The organism is Brevundimonas phoenicis (assembly GCF_047237745.1).
Classification (GTDB): domain Bacteria; phylum Pseudomonadota; class Alphaproteobacteria; order Caulobacterales; family Caulobacteraceae; genus Brevundimonas.
Genome location: NZ_JBDFLN010000001.1, coordinates 1,406,763 through 1,424,986, shown reverse-complemented (window position 1 = coordinate 1,424,986; position 18,224 = coordinate 1,406,763). Strand labels below are relative to the sequence as shown.

General features: G+C 65.0%; 17 protein-coding genes. 3 read left to right on the top strand and 14 right to left on the bottom strand.

Annotation, left to right across the window (positions count from 1 at the left end; all coding sequences use genetic code 11):
• Nucleotides 1–2 precede the first annotated feature (2 nt).
• From rpsS to rpsJ, 6 genes are read right to left on the bottom strand one after another with little or no spacing between them, the layout of a single operon-like run.
• Nucleotides 3–281, bottom strand: coding sequence for a 30S ribosomal protein S19 (rpsS, locus tag ABC419_RS07070; RefSeq protein ID WP_003164372.1), 279 nt, complete (start codon nucleotides 279–281; stop codon nucleotides 3–5).
• A gap of 2 nt (nucleotides 282–283) precedes the next feature.
• On the bottom strand, nucleotides 284–1,120 hold the full coding sequence (gene rplB, locus ABC419_RS07065; RefSeq protein ID WP_003164371.1) for a 50S ribosomal protein L2: 837 nt from the start codon (nucleotides 1,118–1,120) through the stop codon (nucleotides 284–286).
• 4 nt (nucleotides 1,121–1,124) lie between these two features.
• Complete coding sequence (locus tag ABC419_RS07060) at nucleotides 1,125–1,430, bottom strand: 50S ribosomal protein L23 (RefSeq protein ID WP_003170030.1); 306 nt, start codon at nucleotides 1,428–1,430, stop codon at nucleotides 1,125–1,127.
• Nucleotides 1,430–2,068: a 50S ribosomal protein L4 gene (rplD, locus tag ABC419_RS07055; protein WP_412877914.1), complete on the bottom strand. Its 639-nt coding sequence runs from the start codon at nucleotides 2,066–2,068 to the stop codon at nucleotides 1,430–1,432. The genes ABC419_RS07060 and rplD overlap by 1 nt, the downstream gene beginning before the upstream one ends.
• A complete protein-coding gene (rplC, locus tag ABC419_RS07050) occupies nucleotides 2,068–2,811 on the bottom strand; it encodes a 50S ribosomal protein L3 (RefSeq protein WP_087139530.1) in 744 nt (247 codons plus the stop codon). The genes rplD and rplC overlap by 1 nt, the downstream gene beginning before the upstream one ends.
• 23 nt (nucleotides 2,812–2,834) lie before the next feature.
• A complete protein-coding gene (rpsJ, locus tag ABC419_RS07045; protein WP_003164367.1) occupies nucleotides 2,835–3,140 on the bottom strand; it encodes a 30S ribosomal protein S10 in 306 nt (101 codons plus the stop codon).
• A 587-nt stretch (nucleotides 3,141–3,727) separates the two neighbouring features.
• Here rpsJ and ABC419_RS07040 point away from each other — a divergent pair.
• The gene (locus tag ABC419_RS07040; RefSeq protein WP_292056208.1) at nucleotides 3,728–4,486 is read left to right on the top strand and encodes an outer membrane protein; all 759 of its coding nucleotides are present in this window, start codon (nucleotides 3,728–3,730) and stop codon (nucleotides 4,484–4,486) included.
• A 155-nt stretch (nucleotides 4,487–4,641) separates the two neighbouring features.
• Here the strand turns inward: ABC419_RS07040 and ABC419_RS07035 are convergent, their stop codons facing one another.
• The 3 genes from ABC419_RS07035 to ABC419_RS07025 all read right to left on the bottom strand — a co-directional run bounded on the left by ABC419_RS07035 (nucleotide 4,642) and on the right by ABC419_RS07025 (nucleotide 7,742).
• A complete protein-coding gene (locus ABC419_RS07035) occupies nucleotides 4,642–5,538 on the bottom strand; it encodes a head GIN domain-containing protein (RefSeq protein ID WP_412877915.1) in 897 nt (298 codons plus the stop codon).
• 103 nt (nucleotides 5,539–5,641) lie between these two features.
• Entirely contained in the window at nucleotides 5,642–6,559 is a 918-nt protein-coding gene (locus ABC419_RS07030; protein ID WP_412877916.1) for a transcriptional regulator, read from the bottom strand.
• A 25-nt stretch (nucleotides 6,560–6,584) separates the two neighbouring features.
• Nucleotides 6,585–7,742, bottom strand: coding sequence for a GNAT family N-acetyltransferase (locus ABC419_RS07025; protein ID WP_412877917.1), 1,158 nt, complete (start codon nucleotides 7,740–7,742; stop codon nucleotides 6,585–6,587).
• Between the two features lie 150 nt (nucleotides 7,743–7,892).
• On the opposite strand from ABC419_RS07025, the gene ABC419_RS07020 reads away from it, so the two are divergent.
• Entirely contained in the window at nucleotides 7,893–8,057 is a 165-nt protein-coding gene (locus ABC419_RS07020; RefSeq protein ID WP_200165640.1) for a hypothetical protein, read from the top strand.
• A 129-nt stretch (nucleotides 8,058–8,186) separates the two neighbouring features.
• On the opposite strand, the gene tuf is transcribed toward ABC419_RS07020, so the two are convergent.
• The 4 genes from tuf to rpsL all read right to left on the bottom strand — a co-directional run bounded on the left by tuf (nucleotide 8,187) and on the right by rpsL (nucleotide 12,613).
• Nucleotides 8,187–9,377, bottom strand: a complete 1,191-nt coding sequence (gene tuf, locus ABC419_RS07015; protein WP_200165642.1) for an elongation factor Tu — start codon at nucleotides 9,375–9,377, stop codon at nucleotides 8,187–8,189.
• Nucleotides 9,378–9,487: 110 nt separating this feature from the next.
• A complete protein-coding gene (gene fusA / locus ABC419_RS07010; RefSeq protein WP_412878768.1) occupies nucleotides 9,488–11,566 on the bottom strand; it encodes an elongation factor G in 2,079 nt (692 codons plus the stop codon).
• Nucleotides 11,567–11,701: 135 nt separating this feature from the next.
• A complete protein-coding gene (gene rpsG, locus ABC419_RS07005) occupies nucleotides 11,702–12,175 on the bottom strand; it encodes a 30S ribosomal protein S7 (protein WP_087140773.1) in 474 nt (157 codons plus the stop codon).
• A gap of 63 nt (nucleotides 12,176–12,238) precedes the next feature.
• A complete protein-coding gene (gene rpsL, locus ABC419_RS07000; RefSeq protein ID WP_003165508.1) occupies nucleotides 12,239–12,613 on the bottom strand; it encodes a 30S ribosomal protein S12 in 375 nt (124 codons plus the stop codon).
• Between the two features lie 371 nt (nucleotides 12,614–12,984).
• Here rpsL and ABC419_RS06995 point away from each other — a divergent pair, with 371 nt between their 5' ends.
• A complete protein-coding gene (locus ABC419_RS06995; RefSeq protein ID WP_412877919.1) occupies nucleotides 12,985–13,836 on the top strand; it encodes a hypothetical protein in 852 nt (283 codons plus the stop codon).
• Between the two features lie 153 nt (nucleotides 13,837–13,989).
• On the opposite strand, the gene rpoC is transcribed toward ABC419_RS06995, so the two are convergent.
• A complete protein-coding gene (rpoC, locus tag ABC419_RS06990; RefSeq protein WP_412878107.1) occupies nucleotides 13,990–18,183 on the bottom strand; it encodes a DNA-directed RNA polymerase subunit beta' in 4,194 nt (1,397 codons plus the stop codon).
• Between the last annotated feature and the right edge of the window lie 41 nt (nucleotides 18,184–18,224).

Sequence of the window (18,224 nt, the reverse complement as noted above, 5' to 3'; positions counted from 1 at the left end):
GATTACTTCCTCTTGGCCTTCTTGTCCGCCGCGTGGCCCGGGAAGTTCCGGGTCGGGGCGAACTCGCCGAACTTCATGCCGACCATTTCTTCGGAGACCGACACCGGCACATGCTTCTGGCCGTTGTGGACGCCGAACGTCAGACCGACGAACTGCGGCAGGATGGTGGAGCGGCGCGACCACGTCTTGATCACGTCCTTGCGGCCCGACGATTGAGCGGCGTCGGCCTTCTTGAGCAGATACCCGTCGACAAACGGGCCTTTCCAGGAGGAGCGGGCCATTCTTAGCGAGCCTTCTTCACGTGACGGCTACGGATGATGAACTTATCCGTGGCCTTGTTCTTGCGGGTACGGGTGCCCTTGGTGTCCTTGCCCCACGGCGTAACCGGGGTACGACCACCAGAGGTCCGGCCTTCACCACCACCGTGCGGGTGGTCGATCGGGTTCATGGCGACGCCGCGGACGTGCGGACGCCAGCCCATGTGACGCTTGCGGCCCGCCTTGCCCAGGTTCTGGTTCATGTGCTCGGGGTTCGACACGGCGCCGACCACGGCCATGCAGCCGTCCAGGACCATGCGAAGCTCGCCCGAGCCCAGACGGATCTGAGCGTAGCCCTGGTCGCGACCGACCAGTTGAGCGTAGGCGCCGGCCGAACGGGCCAGCTGAGCGCCCTTGCCCGGCTTCATCTCCACGTTGTGGATGATGGTGCCGACGGGGATCGAGCGCAGCGGCATGGCGTTGCCCGGCTTCACGTCGACCTTCTCACCCGCGACGATGGTGTCGCCGGCGTGAAGGCGCTGAGGCGCGATGATGTAGGTCTTCTCGCCGTCCGGGTAGACAACCAGGGCGATGAAGGCGGTGCGGTTGGGGTCGTATTCCAGACGCTCGACCGTGCCGACCACGTCGAACTTGCGACGCTTGAAGTCGATCTTGCGGTACAGCTTCTTGGCGCCGCCGCCGCGGAAGCGGACAGCGATGCGACCGCCCTGACCACGACCGCCCGACTTGGTCAGGCCTTCGGTCAGCGACTTCTCCGGGCGGCCTTTGTGCAGCTCGGAACGGTCGACCAGCACCAGGGCGCGGCGGCCCGGCGACGTCGGATTGTAATGCTTCAGAGCCATCTTCTTAGAGCCCCGTCGTGACGTCGATCGACTGACCATCGGCCAGCGTCACGATCGCTTTCTTGATGTCCACGCGACGGCCCAGGATGCCCCGGAAGCGCTTGGTCTTGCCCTTTTGAACCAGGGTGTTGACCTTGAGGACGTTGACTTTGAACAGGCTTTCGACCGCAGCGGCGATCTCGTCCTTGGTCGCCGTGCCGGCGACGCGGAAGACGACCTTGTTCTGCTCCGACAGGATCGTGGCCTTCTCGGTGATCACCGGAGCCAGGATGGTGTCGTAGTGCTTGGCGGTGGGTTGAGCGGCGGCCATTATGCGGCTTCCTTCTCAGCGAAGCGCGCCTCGATGGCTTCAACAGCCGCCTTGGTCAGCACCAGTTTGTCGGCCCGCAGGATGTCATAGACGTTCAGGCCGGCGTTCGGCAGGACGTCGATGTGCGGGATGTTGCGCGCGGCCAGGCCGAAGTTGGTTTCAACTTCCGGACCCGCGATGATCAGAGCCTTGGTCCAGCCCAGCTTGCCGAAGATCTCGCGCAGCGAGGCCGTCTTGGCTTCCTTGACCGAGACGCTGTCGACGACGACCAGATCGCCGGCCTTGGCCTTGGACGACAGGGCGTGACGCAGAGCCAGGGCGCGGACCTTCTTCGGCAGCGAGTAGCCGTGGTCACGGACAACCGGACCGAAGGCGCGCGAACCGCCGACGAACTGCGGCGCACGGCGCGAACCGTGACGAGCGCCGCCGGTGCCCTTCTGCTTGTACATCTTCTTGCCCGTACGAGAGTTCTCGTTGCGGGTTTGAACCTTGTGCGTACCGGCGCGGCGCTTGGCCAGCTGCCAGTTGACGTAACGGGCCAGCAGGTCGCCGCGGATGTCGGAGATGCCGAAGACGGCGTCCGACAGCTCAACGTCGCCAGCAGCCTTGCCGTCGAGTTTGATGACCGAGAGTTTCATTACGCTTCACCGCCTTCGGTCGCTTCCACGGCCGGCGCTTCAGCCGGGGTCGAAGCGGGTTGAGCAGCGGCCGACTTCACGGCGCCCGGGAACGGGGCGTCCGAAGGACGGGCCTTCTTGATGGCGTCGCTGACCTTGACGTAGGCGCCGTCGTGACCCGGGACAGCGCCCTTGATCAGGATCAGGCCACGCTCGGCGTCGACGCGGACGACGGTCAGGTTCTGGGTCGTGACGACTTCCTGGCCGAGATGGCCAGCCATCTTCTTGCCCTTGAAGACCTTGCCCGGATCTTGACGCTGGCCGGTCGAACCATGCGAACGGTGCGAAATCGACACGCCGTGCGAGGCGCGCAGACCACCGAAGTTCCAGCGCTTCATGGCGCCGGCAAAGCCCTTACCAATGGTATGGCCCTGGATGTCGACCTTCTGGCCCGCGAGGAAGTGGTCGGCCGACAGTTCGGCGCCCACGTCCAGCAGGGCGTCTTCACCCACGCGGAACTCGGTTACATAGGCCTTAGGCTCGACCTCGGCCTTCGCGAAGACTTCGCGTTGAGCCTTGGCCGTGTTCTTGGCCTTCTTAACGCCAGCGCCCAGCTGAAGGGCGACGTAACCGTCGCGCTCCTTGGTACGTTGGCCGACGACTTGGCAGCCGTCGAGCTGGAGCACAGTGACCGGAACGTGTGCGCCGTCATCGGCGAACACGCGGGTCATCCCCAGCTTCTTGGCGATCACGCCCGTGCGCATGTCGGATCCCGCCTCTTTCTTTCTTAGATCTTGATCTCGACGTCCACGCCGGCGGACAGGTCGAGCTTCATGAGCGCGTCCACGGTCTGCGGGGTGGGGTCGACGATGTCGAGCACGCGCTTGTGCGTGCGGATTTCAAACTGCTCGCGCGACTTCTTGTCGACGTGCGGCGAGCGGTTCACGGTGAACTTTTCGATCAGGGTCGGCAGCGGGATCGGACCACGAACGGTCGCGCCCGTGCGCTTGGCGGTGTTAACGATTTCGCGCGTCGAAAAGTCGAGGACGCGGTGATCGAAGGCCTTGAGCCTGATGCGGATGCTTTGATCCATATCGGTTGTTATTCCCATGCGGCCGGAGCCGCGTCCCTGTGAACCATTTCAAAGACCGAAGCCTCAGAGCGATCACTCGCTCCCAGGAAACGCAAATCCGCAAAAACGAGCGGCCCACGCAGTCCCCCGCGAAGGCCGTAAGTTCCCAAGAAGCTGCAAAGAACAGTAACTTAGGTCGTCCCTGCGGACCGCGTCTGCACCCGAAAGTGCACAGCCGGTCCAACAAGAGGGGTGCTTATGCCTTCCGATTCCGTTTCCGTCAAGCGCGGAAATCCCCGCCCCGTCAGGGTTTGCGACTCACGTCGCCCGCGCCCCTCCCCGACCGCCGCACCGCAACATAACACGGGCCGACCGTTAGGGACTGAGGCGGGAAAACGGCCAGATGAACACCACGGAAAGGCGTCGCCGCAATGCGCGCCGCATACTGACGCAGTTATGCCGCAATGCGTCACTTTTGGGCAACATCGCCCCTGATGTGACCTCTGCATGACATGTTTGTTACGGCAAAGCGCCAAAGAGCGACCTATGTCTCGCTCATCGCCGGACGGGCCAAGCTTGTTTGGCGGCAGTACATAAGGACAAAAAAAATGAAAACCGTCTTTCTCGCTTCGGTCGCCGCCGCGACCCTGATCGCCGCTCCCGCCTTCGCTCAAGACGCCATCGGCTCGGTCGGCATCGCCTACAACTACGCTGACGTCGAAGGCACCGACGTGAACCGCGGCGTCATCGACGGCACCGTCGCTTCGCCGGTGTTCGGCGACTGGACCGTCACCTTCAACGCTGAAGCCGCCTACACCGACGTCCAGCACGCCGGCGACGAAACCACCCTGGCCGGCGCCGTGCACCTGTCGAAGAAGATCGAAGACATGCGCTTCGGCGGCTTCTACGCCGCTTCGGAACTGGGCAACACCACGCTGAACACCTTCGGCCTGGAAGGTCAGAAGTACCTGGACCGCGCCACCCTGACGGGCGTCGTCTCGTACGGCACCGCGGCTGACGCCGACATCTGGACCGTGGCCGGCGACGCCGCCTTCTACGCCACGCCGCAACTGCGCCTGAGCGGCGGCGCCGCCTACACCAACGTCGACGCCGACAACATGTTCATCGGCAACAGCGACGTCGACGCCTGGTCGGCCGGCGTGGCTGCTGAGTACCAGTTCGCCAACTCGCCGTACTCGGTCTTCGGCGGCTACGACTACGTCAAGTCCTCGGACCTGGACGTCGACGCCAACGTCTTCAAGATCGGCATGCGCTACAGCTTCGGCGGCGGTCTGCAAGCCCGCGACCAAGCCGGCGCCAACCTGGGCCGCACGCACAACGGCGTGTCCGCCCTGCTCGGCCTCTAAGCGATCTTCGCGGTCTTCCGACCGCACGGATCAACGAAACCCCGGCGGAGCGATCCGCCGGGGTTTTTGTTTGCCCGGGCCAGATGGGCTCCAGGCATGAAAAAGGCCCGAGGGGTTCCACGCTCCCGGGCCTTCTCCTTCAGGGGGGCGCGGCGTCAGCGACCGATGCGCAGATCCCCTGATCCCACGATCGAGCGGGACACCGCGCCCGTGGCTTCGGCCACTCGCACGTCGCCCGAACCAGCGATGGCGACCGAAACATCGCCCGCCGTTCCGCCGAAGCTCACGTCGCCCGAACTGCCGATTGAGACTTCCAGGGTCGAGGCGCGGCCGCCGCGCACCCGCACGCCGCCGGATCCGCCGATGGCGACGTTGGTCTCTCCATCCACACGCGCTACATCGATGCCGCCCGAACCGCCGACGCTGGCGTCCAGCTTGCCCGTGGCGCCGGCGAAGACCGAACCGGAACCGCCGACCGCAGCTTCCAGATTGCGTGACGTACCAGCCCGGATCGAGCCGGATCCGCCGACCGACAGGTCCACATCGCCATCAACGTTGGCCACCGTCCACGAGCCGCAGCCTCCATTACCCAACTCGACGGACCGGGCGCCGCGCCCCACCGAACCGAAGATGGCGCCGCCGCCGCTGACATCCACGTCGCGCGGCGTGCGTAGGACGATCAGAGGGGCCTCCTCCATGCGGATGCGGCCCTTGCCGCGCACCTCGACCGTCGCGCCTTCGCCGGGTTGGCGAGCGTCTGCGGGGCCGCTGTTGCACGAGCCGATCTGGCCGCCGTTAAAGCTCATGCCGCGCCCGCGTCCCAAGCCGCCATCGATGCGGACCTGAGCGCCTCTGCGTTCAATCCGAAGCTCCGGCAGGCCGGCCGAGCCCTGCGTGATCTCGACGCCGACGTCCGAGCGATCTTCCGGAATGACGATGACGCGCGCCACGGCGTTGCGGATCGTCACATCCTCGGCCATGGCCGGCGCCGCCAGAACGGCGGATGCGGCCAGTGCGGTTCCCATGGCGGCGGCTATTGCAGCGGGTTTCATCAGCGGGGTCTCCCTGTCTCTGTGTCCAGGCGAAACTGAGGGCCGCGCCCCGCAAAGTCAGTTTAAATCGAGGTCATGAACCCCTTTTAACCTAAGGCGACCGTCAGGTTGCGGGACCGCCTGCACGATCCGGCGCCAAGGCCGCAGCGCCATCCGTCGCGCCCACAGCAGGCTCGAAATCCCGCTCGAACGCGGCGATGCGGCTCTTCATCAGGCCCGTGCGCTTCAACGCCACCGAAGCGGCCCAGCGCGCGGCCAGTTCGGGCTTGCTCATGCGATCCGTCGTGCGCGGCTTCCCTCCCCGGCTGCGCAGGAAGGCGTTGGTGTAAAGCGCCCCGTTGCGGATACGCGACGGCCAGCTCTGGAACTCCACCGACAGGGAGACGCAGAAGCGGTCCAGATTCTCCACCCGATGCGGCGCATAGAAGGGCCAGGTCAGCGCCTGGCCCGGCTCCAGATCGACGATTCGAGCGTCGTCCTCGAAGGCGCGGCGATAGGGAATCTCTTCGGTCGTCTGGCGGGTGACGACCTGCTCCATGCTGCGCTCCGGCAGATGGGCCTCATCACCCGGATAGACGAACAGGCGCTTGCGGCCGCGCATGTGCAACAGCACCACGCCGCCGGCGTCAAAGTGGTAGGGCACCCGCGCCTTGGGCGAGGACAGGATCAGCTGGCCGCTGGCGCTGGCCGCCTTCACTCCATAGCCGCCCAGTATGCGCTCGAAGTCGACCATGGCCGCGCGCCACAGCTCGGGCCAGCCCTGCTCCACCTTGCGCATATTGACCCACAGGCGGCCCTGCTGGATCGCCTCCAGCAGTTCGGCGCCGTTCAGTTTTCCACGTGCGCCGGTGCGCAGGCTGACCTGACCCTCGTCGTCATAGTCGTACAGGTTGATGTCGAACAAATCGGCCGGATAGCGGTCCAGCACCTCGGCCAGCGCCTGATCCTCGGCGAAGCCGTCGGCCACCAGGGCGTGAGGGTGGATCTCGGCCTGGGTGATCGGGCCCGCGTAGCGGGTCATGGAAGCCGTCATACCGCTCTCCTCATCAATCGGCCGAGCCGGCCGCTTTTTGTTTCCGCACCATGTCGGCGGCCGCTCTCAGCACGCCCGAGGCCTGACCGGCCAGACTTGTCTCACACGCCTCGACCACGGACCAACGCCGCCGCGTGCTGATGCGCAACCGCTCCGCCCGTGCATGGCCCAGCACGCCCAGGGCGGCGCTCGCCGTCGCGCACATGGCGACGCCGACGCCCGGTCGAGCCACAACGCCTTCGACGGTCACAAGGCCCCCGTCGTCATAGTATTTCTTGTAGTTGCCGCCGACGCCGACGCCGTAGTCGAAGATGCGATAGCCGCGCTCCGAGCCCAGACGGATCGTCTCCTGCGTCAGCACGATGCCGGGCGACCAGCGCGCGACCTCCTGCTCATAGACCGGGAACCACAGGTGGAAATGACGCCCGGCGTGCATGGAGTACTCCATGGCGACGACCCGCCCGTCCACCCGCAGCACGGCCATGGAGGCGCCGAAGCCGTCCTCGCCCCGGCAATCCATCAAGGCGTGCAGGACGTCGCCCGTCCAGCCGCAGGCGAAGATGTCGTGATGCCCCGTGCGGCGGTACTGTTCGCTCTTCTCGATGATCAGGCGTTTCAGCAGGGCGTGATCGTGCAGCTCGATCTCGATTTCGACCGCCCTGAACGCACCGTCCAGGCCGCGACGAGAGCGCTCCTTGTCCTTGAAGTATTTCGGGAAGGCATTCCGGCGTCGTGCGTACCAGGCGTCGAATCCGCCCTCATCCGGCACCACGGAAACCACGCTGTGATTGCGCAGCATCGCCTGCGGCGCCTCGCCGATCCAGGCGGCGGCGGCGAAACGCGGCGCGCCGATCAAGGCCGCCGCCTCCTGCATCGAAGGCTTGTCCTCGCGCGGGCCGATGACGCCGTGATAGTCGTTCATCGGCGCGGCGAGGGGCTGAACCGTCCCGCCCCGACGCTGATGCGGATAATAGCCGACGACGCGGCCGTCCCGTTTGAAGACGGCCACAGCCGAACCGGGACAGATCGGCCCGGCCGTCCGTGCGAACTCCCACCGGAAATAGGGGCTGCTCAGGTCCGGGTCCGCGCGCGCCCACTTGTTCCATTGGACGCCCTCCTCGGCCGACAGGTCGACGAGGTTGCGGATTTCAACTGATAGTGGTCCCGACATGACGCTCCCTTCGGAACGATCACAGCAAGTCCCGTTCCAACACCGCCTCATACGGCCAAGCCCTTGAGGCCGGGTTAGCGTTCAGCGCCTTGCACAAAAGATCGGAGCTTCACCGCGTATCGCCGCATTGACCTCATTCAGGAGGTGCTCATGCCGAAACCACGCCCCAAGACCCGCGAAACCGAGAACGAGAACCAGCGTCCCGACAAGGAGGGCAGTCCGCCTCGCCCGGCCACCGAGCCCAAGGGCGCCGAGGGCAGCAGCAACTCAGGCCGCACGGAAACCGATCCCGCGACCGGCGCCCCGAACGACTGACATGCAAAACGGCCCCCGGATGTCTCCGGGGGCCGCTCTGTTACGCTTTACTCTTGGCCTACCGCCCTTGCGGGTTGCTTGAGGCCGGTACGCTTACTCGTACTGTGCGGCTCGAAAGCCGCCCGTCGATTACTCGACGATCTTGGCCACGACGCCGGCGCCGACGGTGCGGCCGCCTTCACGGATGGCGAAGCGCAGCTTCTCTTCCATCGCGATCGGCGTGATCAGCTCGACGTCCAGCTCGGCGTTGTCGCCCGGCATGATCATCTCGACGCCTTCCTTCAGGCGCACGATGCCGGTCACGTCCGTCGTGCGGAAGTAGAACTGCGGACGGTAGTTCGTGAAGAACGGCGTGTGACGGCCGCCTTCTTCCTTGTTCAGGATGTAGGCCTCGGCCACGAACTTGGTGTGCGGGGTGATCGAACCCGGCTTGCACAGCACCTGGCCGCGCTCGACGTCTTCACGCTTGGTGCCGCGCAGCAGCACGCCCACGTTGTCGCCGGCTTGACCCTGGTCCAGCAGCTTGCGGAACATTTCGACGCCCGTGCAGGTCGTCTTCTGAACCGGACGGATGCCGACGATTTCGACTTCTTCACCGACCTTGACGATGCCGCGCTCGACGCGACCGGTCACCACGGTGCCGCGGCCCGAGATCGAGAACACGTCTTCCACCGGCATCAGGAACGGCAGGTCGATCGGACGCTCCGGCTGCGGGATGTAGTCGTCAACGGCCTGCATCAGCGCCAGAACGGCTTCTTCGCCGATCTTCGGATCGCGGCCTTCGACGGCGGCCAGGGCCGAACCCTTCACCACCGGGATGTCGTCGCCCGGGAACTGGTACGAGCTCAGCAGCTCGCGCACTTCCATCTCGACCAGCTCCAGCAGCTCCTCGTCGTCGACCATGTCGACCTTGTTCAGGAACACCACCAGCGCCGGAACGCCGACCTGACGCGACAGCAGGATATGCTCGCGGGTCTGCGGCATCGGGCCGTCAGCGGCCGAGCAAACCAGGATCGCGCCGTCCATCTGAGCCGCGCCCGTGATCATGTTCTTCACGTAGTCGGCGTGGCCCGGGCAGTCGACGTGCGCGTAGTGACGGTTGGCCGTCTCATACTCGACGTGCGACGTGTTGATCGTGATGCCGCGCGCTTTTTCTTCCGGCGCGTTGTCGATGTCGGCGTAGTTCATCGCCTTGCCGCCGCCGGCCTTCGCCAGCGTCATCGAGATCGCCGCCGTCAGCGTCGTCTTGCCGTGGTCAACGTGACCGATCGTGCCGATGTTCACGTGCGGCTTCGTGCGTTCGAACTTTTCCTTGGCCATTCTCTAGCTCCTGGTGTCCCCAAACTGGGGTCCAAATGGGTTTGGGGATAGGTGGGGCGATTTGTGGTCAAACCGCCCCGTTTTCAAGTGGGTCCGTCAGAAAGACGGACTTAGGCGTACTTCTTGATCACTTCGTCGGCGACGTGTTGCGGCACCGATTCATAGTGGTCGTACTGCATGGTGAACTGGGCGCGGCCCTGCGACATGCCGCGCAGCGTGTTCACGTAGCCGAACATGTTGGCCAGCGGCACGAAGGCGTTCACGACGACGGCGTTGCCGCGCATGTCCTGCCCCTGGATCATGCCGCGACGGCCGTTCAGGTCGCCGATGATCGAACCCAGGTACTCTTCCGGGGTCACGACCTCGACGGCCATGATCGGCTCGAGCAGCTTCGGTCCGCCCTTTTCCTTCAGTTCGCGGAACGCGGCGCGCGACGCGATTTCGAAGGCCAGGACCGAGGAGTCGACGTCGTGGAAGGCTCCGTCGATCAGCGTCGCCTTGACGTCGATCACCGGGAAGCCGGCCAGCAGGCCGTTGTCCTTGGCCGACTTCAGGCCCTTTTCGACGCCCGGGATGTATTCCTTGGGCACTGCGCCGCCGACGATGGCCAACTCGAAGACGAAGTCCGAACCCGGCTCGCCCGGCTCGAACACCAGCTTCACGCGGGCGAACTGACCCGTGCCGCCGGTCTGCTTCTTGTGGGTGTAGTCGATCTCGACCTTGCGGCTGATCGATTCACGATAGGCCACCTGCGGCGCGCCGATGGTCGCTTCGACCTTGTAGGTGCGCTTCAGGATGTCGATCTTGATGTCCAGGTGCAGCTCGCCCATGCCCTTCAGGATCGTCTGGCCCAACTCGTGGTCGGTCGAGACGGTGAAGGACGGATCTTCCGAAGCCAGCTTGGCCAGGGCGACGCCCAGCTTCTCCTGGTCGGCCTTGGTCTTGGGCTCGACGGCGATCTCGATGACCGGCGCCGGGAATTCCATCTTCTCGAGGATGACCGGCGACTTCAGCGGGTCGCACAGGGTGTCGCCCGTGCGCGTTTCCTTCAGGCCGGCCAGGGCGACGATGTCGCCGGCGTAGGCTTCCTTGATGTCCTCGCGGTTGTTCGAGTGCATCTGCAGCATGCGGCCGACGCGCTCGCGCTTGTCGCGCGACGAGTTCAGCAGCGACTGACCGGTCTCCATCTTGCCCGAGTACAGGCGGCAGAAGGTGATCGAGCCGACGAAGGGGTCGTCCATGATCTTGAACGCCAGAACCGACAGGGGCTCTTCGTCCGAAGCCTTGCGGACGACCGGCTCTTCGGTCTTGAAGTCGATGCCCGGCGTCGGCGGAATGTCCACCGGCGACGGCAGGTAGTCGACGACGGCGTCGAGCAGGGGCTGCACGCCCTTGTTCTTGAAGGCCGAGCCGGCGAGGATCGGGTAGAAGGCGCCGGTGATCACGGCCTTGCGGATGCAGCGCTTCAGCACTTCAACCGAGGGCTCGTTGCCTTCCAGGTAGGCTTCCATGGCCTCGTCGTCGATCTCGACGGCGTTGTCGACCAGGTACTGGCGAGCGGCGGCCACGGCGTCAGCCATGTCAGCCGGGATGTCGCGCACGTCGGCCGAGGCGCCGACTTGGTCGGTTTCCCAGACCAGGGCCTTCATCTCGACCAGGTCGACCACGCCCTTCAGGTTCGATTCCGAACCGATCGGCAGTTGGATCGGCACAGCCTTGGCGCCCAGGCGGTCGCGGATCGACTCGACCGACTTCTCGAAGTCGGCGCCGATCTTGTCCATCTTGTTGACGAAGACGATGCGCGGCACGCGGTACTTGTCGGCCTGGCGCCAGACGGTTTCCGTCTGCGGCTCGACGCCGGCGTTGCCGTCCAGCACCGTCACGGCGCCGTCGAGCACGCGCAGCGAACGCTCGACTTCAATGGTGAAGTCCACGTGGCCGGGGGTGTCGATGATGTTCAGGCGCTTTTCGCGCCAGAAAGCGGTCGTCGCGGCCGACGTGATGGTGATGCCGCGTTCCTGCTCCTGGTCCATCCAGTCCATGGTGGACGCGCCGTCGTGCGTCTCGCCCATTTTGTGGTTCTTGCCGGTGTAGAACAGGATCCGCTCGGTCGTCGTCGTCTTGCCCGCGTCGATGTGGGCCATGATGCCGAAGTTGCGGTAGTCTTCGATTTTATGTGTGCGGGGCATTGAAGTTGCCTTCCGGGAGCTTCGCGGACGCGGCGAGCGCCCTGGGGTGTCGGATATGACGGCGCGGGCGATTCCGAAAAAACGCCCGCGCCAGATCGTCTTAAATAGTCGCCGCCATTGGCGGTTTTAAGACGCTTACCAGCGGTAGTGGCTGAAGGCGCGGTTGGCTTCAGCCATCTTGTGGGTGTCTTCGCGCTTCTTGACCGCGGTGCCGCGGTTGTTCGAGGCGTCCAGCAGCTCGGCGGCCAGCTTTTCCGTCATGGTGTTTTCGCCGCGGTTGCGCGCGGCGTTGACCAGCCAACGGATGGCCAGGGCGCGACGACGGTCCGGACGGACTTCGACCGGCACCTGGTAGGTGGCGCCGCCGACGCGGCGCGAGCGGACTTCGACCGACGGGGCGACGTTTTCCAGGGCGGCGTGGAAGGTCTCGACCGCAGTCTGCTCCTTCTTCTTGTCCGCCAGGATGTCGAAGGCGCCGTAAACGATGTTTTCGGCGACGGCCTTCTTACCTTCGTACATGACGTAGTTCATGAACTTGGTGACGATCAGATCGCCGAACTTGGGATCCGGCAGAACTTCACGCTTCTGGGCGCGGTGACGACGCGACATGGGTTATTCCTTCTCGGGCCCGACTGACGTCGGGGAAATCTCTGAAACGTAGGCCGGGGCCGATTACTTCGGACGCTTGGCGCCGTAGTGCGAACGACGCTGCTTGCGGTCCTTGACGCCTTGCGTATCGAGCACGCCGCGCAGGATGTGGTAACGCACGCCGGGCAAGTCCTTCACGCGGCCGCCGCGGATCAGCACGACCGAGTGCTCCTGCAGGTTGTGACCTTCGCCGGGGATGTAGCAAACGGCTTCGACGCCGTTCTTGGCCAGGCGGACCTTGGCGACCTTACGCAGAGCCGAGTTCGGCTTCTTCGGGGTCGTGGTGTACACGCGGGTGCAGACGCCGCGGCGCTGGGGCGAACCCTCCAGGGCCGGAACCTTGTTGCGGACCGGCTTCGGCTTGCGGGGCTTGCGGATCAGCTGGTTGATCGTGGGCATTCGAATTCGTCTCTTTTCGATGTGGAGGCGTGTGTCTTTCGACCGGAGCGCCTCATGAGCCTTCTTTTGAACGAGACCGAAGCCCCGCCCGGGTGTTATCGAGCCGAGGTCACGACGCCCAAACAGAAAAACCGGAACGCGCGCTTCGGGCGTTCCGGCGGGACACAGCCCGTCCGTTCAATTGTCACGATCTCAGCGAGCGGCGAACCGCCCACGTCTCGAAAGTGCGCGGCTTCTACGCTCGATCCGTTAACAGGTCAAGGGATTCGCGCACGGCGAGCTTCGCCGCACGTTGTTCGCCTTCTTGATCCCTCGCCCACATATCGCCACGCTTGCAAAGCCATGTTTTGCTCCAGGGATGGGGACGTCGCATGACCGTCGTGGTGCTGGACAAATTGGGCGGGCGGGGCAAGGGAGCACGCCATCGACGCGCGGCGACGGCCGGAGCTTCGCTGCTGATCCACGGCCTGCTACTGGCTCCTCTCGCCTTTTACGCCGTCAAGCCGCCGCCCCGTCTGGGGTCGGACACGCCGCCCGTCGTCTATCTGGACATCGAACCTCGCCCCCTCCTGCCGGACGAACGGCCTCGGCAGACCGTCGTCGTAACCCAGCCCTCGCCTCAGGCACGGGCGCGGGGCGCCAACAGCACAAGCCAGGCCCAGGCCCCTGCGCCTTCCACGCCGGATCGTCCGACGCCGCCTGCGCCACGCATCGCAAGGACTACGCCAGACGCCGCCCCCTCCGCTTCAGCCGACCCGATCGCCGATCCCTGGCGCGTGACGACGGAAACTCAGGCGGCCGCCACGGCGCGCGCTCTGCGCACGTCGCCTGTCGGCTGCCGCTCTCCCGAAATGCTGACCCGCGCCGAGCGCGTAATCTGCGACGAGCGTTTCAATGAACGGGCGGCGGAGGCTGCAGCACGGCGCCCCATCACCGGCACGGGCCATCCTGATCGAGACACGCGGTTCGCCCGAGAAGGCGCAGCCGCACTGCGCCGCTATGAAGCCAAACGTCGTCCGCTCAGCGGGGGCGTCGGCGTGCTAACGCCTCAGGACTGTCCCGGCTCCAACTTCGGCACGGGCTGCGCGGGCGCCCACCTGGATTCCTCGATGCAGATGGACTCCAACCGCAACGTCCAAACCCGCCGCGACGGCGCCCCGGCCTCGGGCCGCCCGATGACGCCCGGCGCCGCCGGACCCCGAGAGCCGATACGGCCGCAGTAGACGCGGCTCCTTCTTTCCACAAAGGGAGAAGGAGGCGAAAGCTCAGTAGAGGCGCATAACCGGCCTCAAGTAGCGCGAAGCGCGATAGGCCACAGAAAAGGGCGGCGCCTTTCGACGCCGCCCTCTTCAGTCTTTGCAGGTCCGAGACCCGGATCAGTCGGCCGACTGTTCCAGCTCCAGGGCCAGATCCGCGGGAAGCGGCTCAACCGCATCTTCGCGGGCCTGGGTCAGCTCAGCATCGCGCTCGTTGGCGATCTTCTGCAGGCTGCGCAGGTAAGAGCCCGTACCGGCAGGGATCAGACGACCCACGATCACGTTCTCCTTCAGGCCTTCCAGCATGTCCTTCTTGCCGTGGACCGAAGCCTCGGTGAGGACGCGCGTGGTTTCCTGGAAGGACGCCGCCGAGATGAAGCTGCGGGTCTGCAGCGACGCCTTGGTGATGCCCAGCAGGACCGGCTGCGTGACAGCCAGACGGCCGCCGCGCTTCTCGACCTTGGCGTTTTCCAGAGCCGCTTCAGCCACTTCGACCGTGTCGCCACGGATCAGGGTGGTTTCGCCGGAGTCGATGACCTCGACCTTCTGCAGCATCTGACGGACGATGACTTCGATGTGCTTGTCGTTGATCGGCACGCCCTGCAGTCGGTAGACCTCCTGCACTTCGTTCACCAGATACTCGGCCAGCGCTTCGACGCCCTGGATGCGCAGCAGGTCGTGCGGATCCGGGTTGCCGTCGATGATGTAGTCGCCCTTCTGGATCAGATCGCCGTCGTGGACGGAGATGTGCTTGCCCTTCGGGATCAGGAACTCGACCGCTTCGCCCTGGTTGCCGTCTGCATCGACTTCCGGGGTGATCTTAATGCGGCGCTTGTTCTTGTAGTCGCGACCGAATTCGACGCGGCCGTCCATCTCGGCGATGACCGCGCAGTCCTTCGGACGACGGGCTTCGAACAGTTCGGCCACGCGCGGCAGACCGCCGGTGATGTCGCGGGTCTTGGCGCCTTCGGTCGGGATACGAGCGACGATGTCGCCCGGCTTGACCTCGTCGCCGTTCGCCACCGACAGGATGGCGCCCACGGGCAGCAGGTAACGCGCGTCAGAACCGCTCGACAGCTTGGCGTAGCTGTCGCCCTGGGTCACGCCGACGGCCGGACGCAGGTCCGAACCGCGCGGGCTGGCGCGCCAGTCCGACACGACGCGCTGGGCGATGCCGGTGGCCTCGTCGGTCTCTTCCTTGACCGACAGACCGTCGACCAGGTCTTCGAAGCGCACCACGCCGCCGACTTCCGTCAGGATCGGGGTGGTGTAGGGATCCCACTCGGCCAGGCGCTGGTTCTTGACCACCTCGCCGCCGTCCTTGACGCGCAGGCGCGCGCCGTAAGGCACCTTGTAGGATTCGCGGTCCTTGCCGTCGACGGTCACAGTGACCACGACGTTGCGGCTCATGGACACCGGATCGCCGTGGGCGGCGATAACGGTCGGGCCGACCACCTTGATGACGCCGGCGTTGGTCGCCTCGAAGAACGAGGTTTCCGCAACCTGAGCCGTACCGCCGATGTGGAAGGTACGCATCGTCAGCTGGGTGCCCGGCTCGCCGATCGACTGGGCGGCGATGACGCCGACCGCTTCGCCGATGTTGACGTTGGTGCCGCGCGCCAGGTCACGGCCGTAGCACATGCCGCAGATGCCGGCGTCGGCTTCACACGTCAGGGCCGAACGGACCTTGATGGACTGGACGCCGACCTTGTCGATCAGCTCGACTTCCTCTTCCTGCAGATAGGTGTCCGCAGGGAACAGGACTTCGCCGCCCGGCTCCTTGATGTCCTCGGCCGCATAGCGACCCAGGACGCGTTGGCCCAGCGAGACCAGCACGTCGCCGCCTTCGACCACGGCGCGCAGGGTGATGCCGCGCGTCGAGCCGCAGTCTTCCTCGGTGACGATGGAGTCCTGCGCCACGTCCACCAGACGACGGGTCAGATAACCCGAGTTGGCGGTCTTCAGCGCGGTGTCAGCCAGACCCTTACGGGCGCCGTGGGTGGAGTTGAAGTATTCAAGGACGGTCAGGCCTTCCTTGAAGTTCGAGATGATCGGCGTCTCGATGATCTCGCCCGAGGGCTTGGCCATCAGGCCGCGCATGCCGCCCAGCTGCTTCATCTGAGCCTGCGAGCCACGAGCGCCCGAGTTGGCCATCATGAAGACCGAGTTGATGTCGGGCTCCTGGCCCTTGATCAGGACGCGGGGCTGGGCGATTTCGCCCATCATCTCGTCGGCGATCTTGTCCGTGGCCTTGGCCCAGGCGTCGACGACCTTGTTGTACTTCTCGCCCTTGGTGATGAGGCCGTCAGCATATTGCTGCTCGTACTCTTCGACCTGGGTGCGGGTTTCGTTGACCAGCTGTTCCTTCTTGGCCGGGATGACGATGTCGTCCTTGCCCACCGAGATGCCGGCCTTGGCCGCTTCGCGGAAGCCCATCTGCATCATCTGGTCGGCGAAGATGACCGTCGCCTTCTGACCGCAGTGACGGTAGACCTGATCGATCAGGTTGCCGATTTCCTTCTTGGTCAGGTTCTTCTCGAGCAGACGGTAGCCGATGTTCGGGTTCAGCGGCAGCAGAGCGCCCAGCTTCATCCGGCCCGGCGTGGTGTCGATCACCTTGGTCACGACTTCGCCATCCGAGTTCATCTCGGTCCAGCGCGCCTTGATCTTGGTGTGCAGCTTGACGACCTGGGCGTCCAGGGCCGCGTCGATCTCGCCCATGTTGGCGAACAGCTTGCCCTCGCCTGGCTGGTTCTCCTTGACCAGCGACAGGTAGTACAGGCCCAGGACGATGTCCTGCGACGGCACGATGATCGGCTTGCCGTTGGCGGGCGACAGGATGTTGTTCGTCGACATCATCAGCACGCGCGCTTCCAGCTGGGCCTCGAGGCTCAGCGGGACGTGCACGGCCATCTGGTCGCCGTCGAAGTCAGCGTTGAACGCCGTACAGACCAGCGGGTGCAGGCGGATGGCCTTGCCCTCGATCAGCTTGGGCTCGAACGCCTGGATGCCCAGACGGTGAAGCGTCGGCGCGCGGTTCAGCAGAACCGGGTGCTCGCGGATGACCTCGTCCAGGATGTCCCAGACGGCGGGCTGCTCACGCTCGACCATGCGCTTGGACTGCTTGACGGTGCCCGACAGGCCCTTGGCGTCCAGACGTGCGTAGATGAACGGCTTGAACAGCTCCAGCGCCATCTTCTTGGGCAGGCCGCACTCGTGCAGCTTCAGCTCGGGGCCCACGGTGATGACTGAACGGCCCGAGTAGTCGACGCGCTTGCCCAGCAGGTTTTGACGGAAGCGGCCCTGCTTGCCCTTCAGCATGTCGGCCAGCGACTTCAGCGGACGCTTGTTCGCGCCGGTGATGACGCGACCGCGACGGCCGTTGTCGAACAGGGCGTCGACGGATTCCTGCAGCATCCGCTTTTCGTTGCGGATGATGATGTCCGGCGCGCGCAGCTCGATCAGGCGCTTCAGGCGGTTGTTCCGGTTGATGACCCGGCGATACAGGTCGTTCAGGTCCGAGGTCGCAAAGCGGCCGCCGTCCAGCGGCACCAGCGGGCGCAGTTCCGGCGGGATGACCGGCACGATGGTCAGGATCATCCACTCGGGCTTGTTGCCCAACTCGATGAAGGCTTCCATCAGCTTCAGACGCTTGGAGGCCTTCTTGGCCTTCAGCTCCGACGGGCTGTCGGCCAGTTCGGCGCGGTGCTTCTCGGCCTCGGCGTTCAGGTCGATCGCCATCAGCAGGTTGCGGACCGCCTCGGCGCCGATCTCGGCCGTGAAGCCGTCGTCGCCGAACTCTTCCTGATAGTGATAGAATTCGTCTTCCGTCAGCAGCTGGTTCTGCTTCAGCGGGGTCAGGCCCGGCTCGGTGACGATGTAGTTCTCGAAGTACAGGACGCGCTCGACGTCCTTCAGCGCCATGTCCAGCATCAGCGAGATGCGCGACGGCAGCGACTTCAGGAACCAGATGTGGGCGACCGGAGCGGCCAGGTCGATGTGACCCATGCGCTCGCGGCGGACGCGAGCCAGCGTGACTTCAACGCCGCACTTCTCGCAGATGATGCCCTTGTACTTCATGCGCTTGTACTTGCCGCACAGGCATTCGTAGTCCTTGGTCGGGCCAAAGATACGGGCGCAGAACAGGCCGTCACGCTCAGGCTTGAACGTACGGTAGTTGATGGTTTCCGGCTTCTTGATCTCGCCGAACGACCACGAACGGATCTTCTCCGGCGAGGCCAGGGCGATCTTGATCTGGTCGAAGGTCGGGGTGACCGGGACCGGGTTGAAGATGTTCAGGACTTCCTGGTTCATCTTTTTTCCTTCTGCGGGAATGCCCCGCGAAAATCATTCAG

What these genes read in the sequence shown, in the direction of transcription:
- rpsS (WP_003164372.1), bottom strand. Translation starts at nt 281, where the DNA reads ATGGCCCGCTCCTCCTGGAAAGGCCCGTTTGTCGACGGGTATCTGCTC.
- rplB (WP_003164371.1), bottom strand. Translation starts at nt 1,120, where the DNA reads ATGGCTCTGAAGCATTACAATCCGACGTCGCCGGGCCGCCGCGCCCTG.
- ABC419_RS07060 (WP_003170030.1), bottom strand. Translation starts at nt 1,430, where the DNA reads ATGGCCGCCGCTCAACCCACCGCCAAGCACTACGACACCATCCTGGCT.
- rplD (WP_412877914.1), bottom strand. Translation starts at nt 2,068, where the DNA reads ATGAAACTCTCGGTCATCAAACTCGACGGCAAGGCTGCTGGCGACGTT.
- rplC (WP_087139530.1), bottom strand. Translation starts at nt 2,811, where the DNA reads ATGCGCACGGGCGTGATCGCCAAGAAGCTGGGGATGACCCGCGTGTTC.
- rpsJ (WP_003164367.1), bottom strand. Translation starts at nt 3,140, where the DNA reads ATGGATCAAAGCATCCGCATCAGGCTCAAGGCCTTCGATCACCGCGTC.
- ABC419_RS07040 (WP_292056208.1), top strand. Translation starts at nt 3,728, where the DNA reads ATGAAAACCGTCTTTCTCGCTTCGGTCGCCGCCGCGACCCTGATCGCC.
- ABC419_RS07035 (WP_412877915.1), bottom strand. Translation starts at nt 5,538, where the DNA reads ATGAAACCCGCTGCAATAGCCGCCGCCATGGGAACCGCACTGGCCGCA.
- ABC419_RS07030 (WP_412877916.1), bottom strand. Translation starts at nt 6,559, where the DNA reads ATGACCCGCTACGCGGGCCCGATCACCCAGGCCGAGATCCACCCTCAC.
- ABC419_RS07025 (WP_412877917.1), bottom strand. Translation starts at nt 7,742, where the DNA reads ATGTCGGGACCACTATCAGTTGAAATCCGCAACCTCGTCGACCTGTCG.
- ABC419_RS07020 (WP_200165640.1), top strand. Translation starts at nt 7,893, where the DNA reads ATGCCGAAACCACGCCCCAAGACCCGCGAAACCGAGAACGAGAACCAG.
- tuf (WP_200165642.1), bottom strand. Translation starts at nt 9,377, where the DNA reads ATGGCCAAGGAAAAGTTCGAACGCACGAAGCCGCACGTGAACATCGGC.
- fusA (WP_412878768.1), bottom strand. Translation starts at nt 11,566, where the DNA reads ATGCCCCGCACACATAAAATCGAAGACTACCGCAACTTCGGCATCATG.
- rpsG (WP_087140773.1), bottom strand. Translation starts at nt 12,175, where the DNA reads ATGTCGCGTCGTCACCGCGCCCAGAAGCGTGAAGTTCTGCCGGATCCC.
- rpsL (WP_003165508.1), bottom strand. Translation starts at nt 12,613, where the DNA reads ATGCCCACGATCAACCAGCTGATCCGCAAGCCCCGCAAGCCGAAGCCG.
- ABC419_RS06995 (WP_412877919.1), top strand. Translation starts at nt 12,985, where the DNA reads ATGACCGTCGTGGTGCTGGACAAATTGGGCGGGCGGGGCAAGGGAGCA.
- rpoC (WP_412878107.1), bottom strand. Translation starts at nt 18,183, where the DNA reads ATGAACCAGGAAGTCCTGAACATCTTCAACCCGGTCCCGGTCACCCCG.